This window comes from Microcoleus vaginatus HSN003 (assembly GCF_022701255.1).
Taxonomy (GTDB): Bacteria; Cyanobacteriota; Cyanobacteriia; order Cyanobacteriales; family Microcoleaceae; genus Microcoleus; species Microcoleus vaginatus_B.
Window position 1 is genome coordinate 3,006,384 of the sequence record NZ_CP031705.1, and the last position, 11,847, is coordinate 3,018,230.

Consider the following 11,847-nt stretch of genomic DNA (forward strand, 5'->3'; position numbering starts at 1 on the left):
ATTCACAACAGGTATTTATTGCAAACAAAGGGCTATTTTTTATGAAAAAATTCTCACACCTTACCCATCCTCGCTTCCACCATCATTCGCACCACATCAGGCATCTTATACTTCGCCTCCCATCCCAATTTTTCTTTTGCCTTAGCCGGATTTCCCCTCCCAACTGCAATCTCCGTCGGTCTGTAGAGACTCGCATCGGTTACTAAATGTTCCTGCCAATCCAAACCCGCAGAAACAAACGCTGTCTGCACAAACTCCTCCAAAGGATAGCTTACACCCGTGGCAATTACATAATCGTCCGGTTCTTCCTGCTGCAGCATCAAATACATCGCCTCCACATATTCCGGCGCCCAACCCCAGTCCCGCTGCACTGAAATATTTCCCAAATGCAGTTTTTCGGAACTACCCGCAGCAATCCGGCACACAACAGATACAATCTTTTGCGTTACAAACCTCTCCGGCCGCAGCGACGACTCGTGATTGAACAAAATACCAGAACACGCAAACAAATTGTACGCTTCCCGATAATTCGCTACTTCCCAAAATGCCGTTGCTTTCGCTACCGCGTAAGGACTTCTGGGGCGAAAAGGCGTATTTTCATCCGCTGGATTGCCTCCGGTATCCCCAAAACATTCGCTGGAACTGGCATTGTAAAGTTTAATTTTGCCGCCTGTAAACCGAATTGCTTCTAACAGATTCAATGTGCCTGTGGCAATGCTTTCGAGGGTTTCAACGGGTTGTTCAAAAGACAGACCGACGGAACTTTGGCCGGCTAGATTGTACACTTCGTCGGGCTCAATTTTCGCTAGAACCTGTAAGACGCTGCGAAAATCGTTGAGAGACATGGATTCTAGTTTTACTCTGTCTCGGATGCCCAAACGGCCCAGGTTTCCGAAACTAGAAATTTGGGCGTCCCTGGAGGTGCCGCAAACTTCATAACCTCGATCGAGCAACAGTTTAGCTAAATAAGCTCCGTCCTGACCTGATATACCACTAATTAACGCTTTTTTCATACCACATTTTACTTCCAAAACTCTACCGTAGCTGTTGCTATTTTTTCAGGTTTTTAACTTTTATAGTCGGAATTTTTATTTTTTTAATATTTGGGGTTTTCGGAGAACTTAACCAAAGCAATTTTAAGCGTTTACTACGAACACACAACAAGTTTATCATCAAGCAGACCCGAAAGCCCGATCGAAGTATTATTGCAAAAAGTTCGATAGCTGGGAGTAGCAGCCTACGGATATCGGGCGCAGGACACGGCAGTGCCTTGCCCTGCGCCATATTTCATCTTCTACTCGCCAACTATCGACTGCCAAAAGTCTCTACCGCTCGAAAACAGAAATAACCAGTCTGCTAGAAATCGACTCAAAAGTACAAAATGTCAGCATTTTTTACCTTCTGCCGAATGACTAATGCCTTCTACCTTCGGATTAAGCTTCCCAACGTTCGGCAACCAATTCAGCCAAGTCAACCACCCGCTGACTGTAGCCCCACTCATTGTCGTACCAAGCCAAAACCTTTACCATGTCGCCATCCATCACCAGCGTTAAGCTGGAATCCAGAATCGAAGAAGCATCACTTCCGCGATAGTCGCATGAAACTAAAGGCAAATCGTTGTACTCCAAAATCCCTTTCATGGAGCCCGAGGCAGCTTCTTTGAACACTTGATTTACTTGCTCGGTAAAAGTCTTTTTCTCTACGTGAGCCACAAAATCGACTACCGACACATTGGGAGTCGGCACGCGCATGGCAATACCGTTTAACTTGCCCTTCAATTCCGGAATCACCAAAGCCACAGCTTGGGCTGCTCCGGTAGAAGTCGGCACAATATTCATTGCTGCCGCCCGGGCCCGTCGCAAGTCGCGGTGGCTGGCATCCAGCAAGCGCTGGTCACCAGTATAGCTGTGGGTAGTGGTCATCATGCCTTTGACGATGCCAAAATTTTCGTGCAGCACTTTCAGTACAGGAGCCAGACAGTTGGTAGTACAGCTAGCATTGCTGATGACTGTGTAGTCACTGTGCTTGTAGTTGTGGTGGTTGACTCCCATCACATAAGTGCCAACTTCTGAACCCTTGCCGGGAGCGGTAATTAGCACTTTTTTAGCGCCGGCAGTGATATGCTTCGATGCACCAGCTTGGTCAACGAAGACGCCGGTCGCTTCAATAATCAGATCAATACCCCAATCTTTCCAAGGCAAGTTTAGCGGGTTGCGATCGCTCACGCATTTAACTGTCTTGCCGTTGAGAGTAATGGAATTTTCATCCGCACTGATGTCCACATTCTTCAACGTTCCCATCATGGAATCGTATCTCAGCAAGTGAGCATTACTTCTGGGATCGGAAGTGTCATTAATAGCTACCAACTCTAGCTGGCTGTTTTCTCTGCCCAGCCAGCAGCGCGTAAAACTGCGCCCAATACGTCCAAAACCATTGATCGCGACTCGAATCACTTTAGTACCTCCTAACGATGGCAGCCTCTAGCTCAGGCTTAAATTTTGGAAAAATTTAAGAATTGACTTATGAGACAAGATCATATCGCAAAGGTCGATCCTTTATAACTTTTTGTGTCGATCAAAAAAGCTTGAACTTTTCTAGAAGGCTGAAATTGCAAGGCAGAAGGCATTAGGCTTTCTGCCGCTGGTTACTGGTAAAGCTGATGGGCTGCAATATAAGTTCGCACAACTTCCGGGACTAAGTAGCGGAGGTTGATCCTTTCGGCGCAGCAGCGGCGGATGTGGCTGGACGAAATCTCGATCGCAGGCATGGACAGCACCTCCCAGCGAATTTCCACGTCCAAAAGAGCCATTTGTTCGGCAACTCGTCGGCCCACAGCATTTGCCTGAACCTGCATCCTGTCCCCTGCAGAAGCGAGGGGTTTTCCACCCGGACAATCTCCCCACTCGGAGAGTTCCCCAATCTCCCCGCTTTCTGCTGTCTCTCGATCTCCCTGAATCGGACGCGGGGCCACCAACCAGTCGCACAACCCGACAATTTCCCTGCACCGGTGCCATTTGGGGAGAGTAAGGAGTGCGTCGCTACCAATAATCCAGTACCACCGATCATCGCCTGGATACAATTTTTGCAAATACAGCAGGGTGTCGATCGCAAAAGAACTGTCCGAAGGATTTGCCGACTGCGGCGAAAGTAGGAAGTCGGGGCGATCGCCGATCGCCAGAGCGAGCATTTCCCGGCGCTGCTCAAAACTTGCCAAATCCCGGCGCCATTTGTGAGGAGGAGAGCGATCCGGTACCCAAATGACTCGATCGAGATTAAATTGACTCGCAGCCCTCTCGGCTACCAACACGTGACCCCAGTGAACCGGGTCAAAAGTCCCCCCCAAAATCGCTATTTTCCCCATATTTCCCAAAACTCAGGATTAGTAGAGACATCACCCAAATTTTATGCTTGTACCCTTTTATCCGTAAGCTCTATCGCTTTTCGACTTATTCGACTAACTGCATAACTTGGTATATATACAATTAAGTGAGAATACATAATCAATAGTTGAGTTGCGATCGTGTCAATCTCTCACTTTCAAGAAAAAATGACCGTACAACTAGATAAATGACTACAAAATGAGCGAAATTTTGTTGTTCGTGGTAGTGTTTGTAAATCCTTATGGGTTTTACCCTCAATCTTGGTAGAAAGGTTGTGGGGCTTTTGCTGCCGTATCCCAGCACAGCAGGTGGATAGAAAGAGAAAGAATGCAGGAGTATGCAACCACCCAAAATGAGTCTATTGGCCCAGACCCCAGACCCCGTTTTCTGTGTTTTCTGTTACCTGCTATTTTCGAGCTGTGACTGTTCCGGAAAACTACTCGGTACTAAGTCATATAGGATACAAGACAAACATCTCTACAAGTCCCGCAAATCTAGGGACGCGCAGAGAATTTTGTACAAAATCTCTAGCGAACTGTATCCTGAAAAAACAATTCTTGATATGATATCGCGTGTTATTGGCGTGGTGTGGTGTGTGAGGAGCGAAGATGCCGAGTTCTGTTGATTTCAACGGTAGACCATTTCATTTCATCGGCATTGGTGGGATTGGGATGTCAGCCCTTGCCTACATTTTAGCTAAACGCAAGTTGCCTGTGTACGGCTCCGACATTAAATCGAGTCACATAACCGAGCGCTTGCAAGGAATAGGAGCTAACATTTTTTGGCGTCAAGACGCCAGCAATTTTGAATTATTTCAAACAGCCCTCAACGGTAGTAGTCCCGACCGGGGGGCACTTGGGGCCGTATCCTCGGCGGTCGCTGGCACCGTAGGGACTTCCGTCGCGACAGCCGAAGCTCCCAAATTGAACGGCAACGGTTCAAGCGGCCAAGCAATTCTAGGATTGCCTCAAGTAGTATGTTCGACGGCTATTCACCCGGAAAATGCCGAATATCGAGCTGCTTTAGATTTGGGCTGTCCGATTTTTCATCGATCGGATGTGTTGGCAGCGTTAATTCAAGATTACCAAAGCATAGCGGTAGCCGGGACTCACGGCAAAACAACTACTAGCAGCTTAATCGGCTTCATGCTGATGGCGGCGGGTCTAGACCCGACGATCGTGGTAGGAGGCGAGGTAAATGCTTGGGAAGGCAATGCCCGTTTGGGAGAAGGCCCCTACTTAGTTGCCGAGGCTGATGAATCCGACGGTTCTCTCGTCAAGCTGGTTGCCAAAATTGGCATAGTGACGAATGTGGAACTGGATCATCCAGACCATTACGATACCCTTGACCAGGTAATAGACACATTTAAGGTGTTTGCCCAAAACTGTCAAACCTTGGTGGGCTGCATTGACGACCAAATCGTCAAAGACTGCCTTCAGCCTCATGTCAGTTATAGCTTGCAGGCGGACAGCGGTGCTGACTACACGGTTTCGGGCGTGGAGTACGGAGCAGAAAGCACCAAGGCACGGATTTGGGAGCGAGGAACTTTCCTAGGGGAAATCGAGTTGAAGTTGCTGGGCACACACAATCTCAGCAATGCACTCGCTGCGGTAGCAGTGGGCCGATTGTTGGGGTTAGAGTTTTCGGCGATTGCCAACGCGATGGCTGGCTTTGAAGGAGCTCGCCGCCGTTTTGAGGTGCGGGGTTTTCACAATGACATTCTGTTTGTGGACGACTACGCCCACCATCCTAGCGAAATTCGTGTCACCTTGGCGGCGGCTCGCTTGCGGATCGAAGGTAGCGAAAAAAATCCCAAATCCCGAAGAGTGGTTGCAATTTTTCAACCCCACCGTTACAGCCGGACTCTGACATTTTTGCCAGAATTCGCTCAATCTTTTGGGGATGCTGATTTGGTTGTGGCTTGCGATATTTATAGTGCTGGGGAACCGAATTTAGGAGAGATTAGCGGGCAACAGGTTGCTGATTTGATTGCTAAAGAAGGCCGAGAGGTTGAGTTTGCGCCTTCCCTGGAGTCAGTCACTAAGTTTTTGACCAAAAATCTGCAACCGGGGGATTTGGCTCTGTTTTTGGGTGCTGGTAATCTGAATCAGATTATTCCAGAGGTTATGGCTTTTTATCAACAAGCCGATCGCCCGAATTAGCTCAATCGTACGCCCAGAAGAGTTGAGCCACAGCCAGGGCGGTGCAGGTTATACCGACACTGCTGAAAGGCTCGCTCAAAGGGGCGGCATAAGTTAGGTAAACGAATTTTCAACCACGTCTTCGAGCGAAGGTATTTTTAAGGATTTTCAAGATGGTGACTATCTCGAATGACTCCTCTGTTAAGGACAATCGGCGAGTGTATTCTCCTATTTCTTTGCGGGGAACTGATTGCAAGATTAATTCCCAAGTTTCGCTGGCGGGTCTGACTTCCTTCCGAGTCGGTGGCCCGGCCGAGTGGTACGTTGCTCCCCGCAGTATGGAGGCTTTGCAAGCGACTTTTGCCTGGGCTGACTCTGAAGGGGTGCCGGTGACTCTGCTGGGTGCGGGTTCTAATTTGTTGGTGAGCGATCGGGGTTTGTCCGGTTTGGTCGTCGGCACTCGCTACCTCAAAGAGGTGAATTTTAATCCAGAAACAGGTCAAGTTACAGCGGGGGCGGGAGAGTCAATTCCCCGCCTTGCTTGGTTGGCCGCTAAACGGGGCTGGAAAGGTCTAGAATGGGCAGTCGGCATACCGGGTACGGTGGGAGGGGCTGTGGTGATGAATGCAGGCGCTCACAGAGGCTGTACTGCTGATATTCTAGTCAATGCTCGCGTCCTATCCCCCGGCGGCAAGGTGGAAATTCTGACTCCCCAAGAGTTGGAGTACCGCTACCGGACTTCGGTGCTGCAAGGGGGCGATCGGCTAGTAACAGAAGCGACTTTCCAGTTACAGCCCGGATTCGATCGATCGCAAGTAATGGCAGAAACTAATGACCATTTCAGCCAGCGGCGGACAACTCAACCTTACCACTTACCGAGCTGTGGCTCAGTCTTCCGTAACCCCGGCCCCAAGACGGCAGGTTGGTTCATCGAACAAGCGGGACTGAAGGGATATCAGATCGGCGGCGCACAAGTGGCTCAGCGCCATGCTAATTTTATTCTTAACTGCGGGTCGGCAACGGCCAATGATATTTTTCAAGTGATCCGCCACGTTCAACAGCAAGTCGAGCAGCGGTGGTCGCTGTTGTTGGAGCCAGAAGTTAGAATACTGGGAGAGTTTCCCTTCTAAGGCATCATTGAAGTAATACGGAAACGGCAGACTGCCAGCCCACACACCATCAAAAAGTAGTTATGACAAAATCAGGACAAGGATTTGGCTTCGGCCTGGGCAAAATGAAAGAACTGACTGAAGCTTTCAAAAAAGCTCAGCAGGTTCAAGAAGGAGCTAAAAAGCTCCAAGAAGAGTTGGATGTAATGGAAATTGAGGGAACTGCCGGCGGCGGCTTGGTCAAGGTTTTTCTCAGCGGCAACCAAGAACCCCGCCGCGTGGAAATCTCACCGGATGCCCTCGGTGAAGGTGCTGATGTGGTTTCTGAACTCGTCACGGTGGCGATGCAGGATGCTTACGCTAAGTCTACGATGACGATGCGGGAGAAAATGGAAGAACTTACCGGCGGACTAAATCTCCCCGGTTTCGGTTAGTCATTAGTCATCAGTCCTCAGTCATCAGTGGTTAGCTATCTGTGTTTAAAAAGAAATCTATAGCTAATGACTGATTGATTTCTCTCAAGTACGAAACTTTGGAAAGAAGAAAGAAAAAATTTTCTTTCTTCTTTCCCATTAAAAATTACCAATTACTAATTATCAATTAAATGTCTTATAAGTTATTGTTTGTCTGCCTCGGAAACATCTGCCGATCGCCCTCAGCAGAAAATATTATGAATCACTTAATTGAACAAGCTGGTTTGAGCGATCGCATTACCTGCGATTCGGCCGGAACTGCTAGCTATCACATTGGTCGTCCTCCTGACAGGCGGATGGCATTAGCGGCAAGGAAGCGGGACATTGAATTGTTAGGCGAAGCCCGCCAATTTACCAAGAAAGATTTTGAAAATTTTGATTTGATTCTGGCTATGGATCGAGACAATTATCGCAATATTCTTGCCCTAGATGCGGCTGGAAAGTATAAAGATAAAGTGCGGCTGATGTGCGATTTTTGCCAGAAATACGACCTTAAAGAAGTGCCAGATCCTTACTACGGCGGCCCGGAGGGATTCGATCGAGTAATTGATTTGCTGCTGGACGCTCAAGCGGGATTGTTGGAGTACGTTGTCAGTCAAGAAAAATTAAGAGTTGGCGGTCAGCAATCAATTTAAATTAAAAAACTGCCTTTTTCCGCCCGAATATTAGCAATGCTGTAGGGGGGACAACGCTAACAAAACTCGTAACTAGGGAGATCACACTTGTTCCCGATCCCGCTCCCAAAATGAGACTGGGGGACAAAGAAAAAGTTAAACTTGTCAATACAAAATGGGGAGAATTGATACTCAAAGCAGCAATTGGCAACAAAATAGATGGATACCAAGGCATTAGCCAAGGTGTAGCAAACAAAAACAAAGTCAGAGTCGTCCATCCAATATCTGATACCAACTTTATTTCCGAATCTTTTTTGCGGAATAATGATTTAATTAACGTCCCTGCATAGTAAACAATCCAGCTTAAATACGCAAAATATTTGAGGAATGATAGAATACTTTCCCTAATTTCAACAGTGACATTTGGCAAAAAATTCAGAAATAAATTGATCGCATGGTGAAAAGAGCGAGCGGTCGCCCCGCCTGTTCCCGGGTTTAAAAGACTTCTCCAAGCTGAAACTGTTGGCATAAATGTATAAGTTATCACCGCGATAATTAATAAAGAAAGCAAGACTGATGCTGCTAAATCTTTCCACCGACGCTGCTTGCAGAGGAAAGCAACAACTAAGGGTAGCCAAATTATAGGTAAGGTTTTTACTAAAAAACCTACCCAAATTGCTAAAATTGCCAAAACATAACGTTGGTAATAAATACATCCTATTAAAACGATCAATGTATTGGCAAGAAGAACGTCAAGGTGAGCATTAGCTATTTGCTCGTTCAATAGCATGGGATTGACTAAATAGGCCAGTGTTATGAGGTTACGGTTTTCAGCATTTGTTAGCAACCGCCAAATTAAGTAGGCATTGAACGTGTGTACCAACACGCAGATTATTTTAAAAATATAAACGGCTAGTAAAGGACTAATTGGTACAGCAAGTGCTGATAGGGCAAAAAAGAATAAAGAAACGGGGCCGTAGGTAGAAGTTTGCCCCCAGTGGAGGAAGGGAGATACGTTAGAAATTAAGGTATCAGGATTATTCAAATAAGGATTAATTTTTTGTAAGCTCATCGCTCCGTAATGCAAGTAAATATAAATGTCACTGCTTTGGGGATAAGCTATGAGGGCAAGTGCCAGAAAGGGGATTGCATACTTGCAAATATCTAGAAAGCTGGAACTTGTCTGTTTTTTTTGAATTAACCAAATAATATATGTAACTGTTGCTATCAAGTAGGAACCGTTAATTAGAAGTCGGATGAGGCTGAAACCGCTGGTAGGGAAATCGTTATAGTTGTCTCCACCCTGTAAAACGCTGTAATACTTGGTGATTCCCATGGAGGTCATGGCCATACAGAAAATTATGGAAGCTGCTAATGCTGCTGCATATAGAATTTTCTGATTTTTTAAGTAATTGTTGACCATGATGTTATTTATTCAGTGTGGTAAGTAAGTGCAGGTAATTTTCTTGGCCCGAGCGTTGGCGGTTATCTGACTAAATGGTGTTCCATCGCAAAGCGAACGAGTTCTGCTCGGTTGTTGCTTTCAGTTTTTCTGAACAAGCTGCTGACGTGCTTTTCGATCGTTCGAGGGCTGAGGTGGAGTGTGGAGCCTATTTGAATATTAGAAAGACCTTCTGTCAGCAAATCTAGCACTTGCCGCTCTCGCTGAGTCAAAGTCGGAGCATTTTGGCTGGGAGATGCCCGTGAAGCGGAGCTATCCCGTAGGGAATCGCCTGTGTTTGACTTGTGAGTTAAAAAATCTGCTTCTGGCTTATCATTGGCTCTGCTGCGTGCCTCTGTTGGCGTTGGTTCGGGTTCGGGGGAACGAGAGGGGGCCTGAGCGATGAGAGCGTAGCGATCGAGCAAAGAGCGAATAACCGCCCCCAATTCCTGGAGTTCAAAAGGTTTAGCCAGATAATTGTCGCACCCCATCTGATAGCCGCGAATCCGTTCCTGCGTGGTCGTGCGTTCCGTCAAAAAAATCACCGGCAGCAAGCGGAAAGCGGGACGAGTCCGAACTCGCCGCACAAATTCGTAGCCATCCATCTCGGGCATTGTAATGTCGGTAACAATCAAATGGGGCTGAAATTCATCTACCAAGCCTAAAGCTTCTTTGCCGTTCTCAGCAGCGATTACAGAGTATCCGGTAATTTCCAGATAATCGGTAATTGACAAGCGAGTCGCGAAATCGTCGTCAGCAACCAGAATCGTTAAGGGCATGGGGGGAAAGTTAAAATTAAACATTAAAAATTAAAAGTGAAATGAGTCACTTTTAATTTTTAATTTTACTGTTTAATTCTCTTGATAACTGGCAGTTAAAGTTGCGGGTTGCCCTAATTTTCCCTCCAAAGCTACGCCGCGCCCGTTGGCGGCCAAATGCCGCAGAGTTTTGTAAATTGTCTCGATTTGCTCTGGTTTTCCTGCTTTTTTGGCTATTTCTGCTACAGAAAGAGGTTTTTCAGCGTTTTTGAGCACTTGCAGTACCCGTTGCTGCAAGTCCAATACAGCAGCGGCTGCTTTTTTGCCTGCTTCGACGCCCGGTTGGTGATAGGCATTGACATTCACCAAAGAACCGTAAAAACCTACGGCTCTTTCGTAGAGGGCGATTAATGCTCCTACTGTCCGAGGGGTGACTTGGGGAATGGTGACAGTAATGGAATCTCGGTGATTTTCGTACAAAGCTTGTCGAGTTCCCTGCAACAAACCCGACAAATAATCTCCTGAAGTGACGCCTGTTTCTACTTCTGGGGAAATGCCTTGCCTGTCTTGCAAAACTTCGATAAATGTTAGGAAGAAATTCGGCACGCCGTCTCGCAGTTGCTGGACGTAGGCGTGCTGGTCGGTGGTGCCTTTGTTGCCGTAAACTGCGATGCCTTGATGAACTGTGTTGCCGTCTAAATCTTGCTGTTTGCCGATCGATTCCATGACTAATTGCTGCAAGTAGCGGCTGAACAATAGCAGTGAATCTTTATACGGCAAAACTACCATATCTTTTTCGCCACGTCCGTTGCAAGCAAAATACCAGGACATTGCTAACAAGGCGGCGGGATTATGTTTGATTTCGGTGGTTCTGGTAGCTTCGTCCATGACTTTCGCGCCGTCGAGCATCGCCCGAATGTCGATGCCTTGCAAAGCTGCTGGCAAAAGTCCGACTGCTGACAATTCGGAAGTGCGTCCTCCCACCCAATCTGCCATTGGAAAAGTGGTGATCCAGCCTTCGGATTTGGCTAATTTGTCGAGTTGGCTGTCAACTCCGGTGATGGCAATTGCTTGTTTGGCAAAATCCAGTTTTTCGGCGGCGAAGGCTTTTTGAACTTCGAGCATCCCGTTGCGGGGTTCGGGGGTGCCGCCGGATTTGGAGATAGTAATTACTAGGGTGCTGGCGAGTTTGTCTTTGATTTTGTTAAGGATGCGATCGATCCCAGCCGGATCTGTGTTGTCGATAAAATGAATTGCTAGGGGCGGAATGTCTGGGGATAAAGCTTCGGAGACAAATTGGGGGCCGAGGGCCGAACCGCCGATGCCGATCGAAATTATGTCGGTAAATTGCGGAGCAAAGGGCGGTTTAATATCGCGGATTTGAACTTTCTTGACAAATGCTTCGAGTTGTGCTATGCCTTCGACTATTTCTTGTTTTAATTCTGGAGTGGGAGCTAAATCAGGGTTTCGCAGCCAGTAGTGGCCCACCATGCGGTTTTCGTCTGGATTGGCGATCGCACCTGCTTCCAAAGCTGCCATGTCTTTGAAAGCTTTGTCAAATTTGGGCTTCATTGTGGCGACGAAAGCGTCGTCGAATCCCATGCGACTGATATCGAGGTAAAGTCCCAATCCAGAGTGATAGTAAAGCCAGTCTTGATAGCGTTGCCAGAGTGCTGTGGCATCCATAGGAATTCTCTACAATTTTTTAATGTTCGATCGGCGTCGTCAGGAATCCACCAATTGTAGTTTAAAACGATCTGATGTACGGCTTTTGCAGAATCCTAATAAATTTAACCATTAGTCGTGTGAAGATAGCCGGAGCCGAAGGCAGGCAGAGCATTCGGCAAAATTAAACAATAAAAATATGACTTGGGCAACACTCTTACTAGGTCGCTCCCCGATTGATGACAACACCCCATAGATAGATCGAA

At 47.2% G+C, this 11,847-nt stretch carries 10 protein-coding genes; 4 read left to right on the top strand and 6 right to left on the bottom strand.

Going from position 1 to position 11,847, the window contains the following annotated elements; all coding sequences use genetic code 11:
* Window positions 1-53 precede the first annotated feature (53 nt).
* From D0A37_RS13080 to nadD, 3 genes are all read right to left on the bottom strand, one after another.
* Complete coding sequence (locus D0A37_RS13080; protein ID WP_242724752.1) at window positions 54-1,013, bottom strand: GDP-mannose 4,6-dehydratase; 960 nt, start codon at window positions 1,011-1,013, stop codon at window positions 54-56.
* A 420-nt stretch (window positions 1,014-1,433) separates the two neighbouring features.
* Window positions 1,434-2,453 (bottom strand): type I glyceraldehyde-3-phosphate dehydrogenase, encoded by a 1,020-nt coding sequence (locus D0A37_RS13085; protein ID WP_242724754.1) that lies wholly within the window; start codon window positions 2,451-2,453, stop codon window positions 1,434-1,436.
* Window positions 2,454-2,644: 191 nt separating this feature from the next.
* Window positions 2,645-3,361 (bottom strand): nicotinate (nicotinamide) nucleotide adenylyltransferase, encoded by a 717-nt coding sequence (gene nadD / locus D0A37_RS13090; RefSeq protein ID WP_242724756.1) that lies wholly within the window; start codon window positions 3,359-3,361, stop codon window positions 2,645-2,647.
* A 627-nt stretch (window positions 3,362-3,988) separates the two neighbouring features.
* Between nadD and murC the strand changes: the two genes are divergently transcribed.
* The 4 genes from murC (at window position 3,989) to D0A37_RS13110 (ending at window position 7,738) form a co-directional block, all read left to right on the top strand.
* Window positions 3,989-5,542 carry a UDP-N-acetylmuramate--L-alanine ligase gene (gene murC, locus D0A37_RS13095; protein ID WP_242724757.1) on the top strand — a complete coding sequence of 518 codons (1,554 nt, stop codon included), beginning with the start codon at window positions 3,989-3,991 and terminating at the stop codon, window positions 5,540-5,542.
* A gap of 152 nt (window positions 5,543-5,694) precedes the next feature.
* Entirely contained in the window at window positions 5,695-6,651 is a 957-nt protein-coding gene (gene murB / locus D0A37_RS13100) for a UDP-N-acetylmuramate dehydrogenase (protein ID WP_242724758.1), read from the top strand.
* Between the two features lie 62 nt (window positions 6,652-6,713).
* Window positions 6,714-7,064, top strand: a complete 351-nt coding sequence (locus D0A37_RS13105) for a YbaB/EbfC family nucleoid-associated protein (protein ID WP_006634273.1) — start codon at window positions 6,714-6,716, stop codon at window positions 7,062-7,064.
* Window positions 7,065-7,234: 170 nt separating this feature from the next.
* Entirely contained in the window at window positions 7,235-7,738 is a 504-nt protein-coding gene (locus D0A37_RS13110; RefSeq protein WP_242724759.1) for a low molecular weight protein-tyrosine-phosphatase, read from the top strand.
* A gap of 1 nt (window position 7,739) precedes the next feature.
* On the opposite strand, the gene D0A37_RS13115 is transcribed toward D0A37_RS13110, so the two are convergent.
* From D0A37_RS13115 to D0A37_RS13125, 3 genes are all read right to left on the bottom strand, one after another.
* Complete coding sequence (locus D0A37_RS13115) at window positions 7,740-9,140, bottom strand: MptA/MptB family glycosyltransferase (protein WP_242724760.1); 1,401 nt, start codon at window positions 9,138-9,140, stop codon at window positions 7,740-7,742.
* A gap of 62 nt (window positions 9,141-9,202) precedes the next feature.
* Window positions 9,203-9,937 (bottom strand): response regulator transcription factor, encoded by a 735-nt coding sequence (locus D0A37_RS13120; RefSeq protein WP_242724761.1) that lies wholly within the window; start codon window positions 9,935-9,937, stop codon window positions 9,203-9,205.
* A gap of 72 nt (window positions 9,938-10,009) precedes the next feature.
* Entirely contained in the window at window positions 10,010-11,602 is a 1,593-nt protein-coding gene (locus tag D0A37_RS13125; RefSeq protein ID WP_242724762.1) for a glucose-6-phosphate isomerase, read from the bottom strand.
* Between the last annotated feature and the right edge of the window lie 245 nt (window positions 11,603-11,847).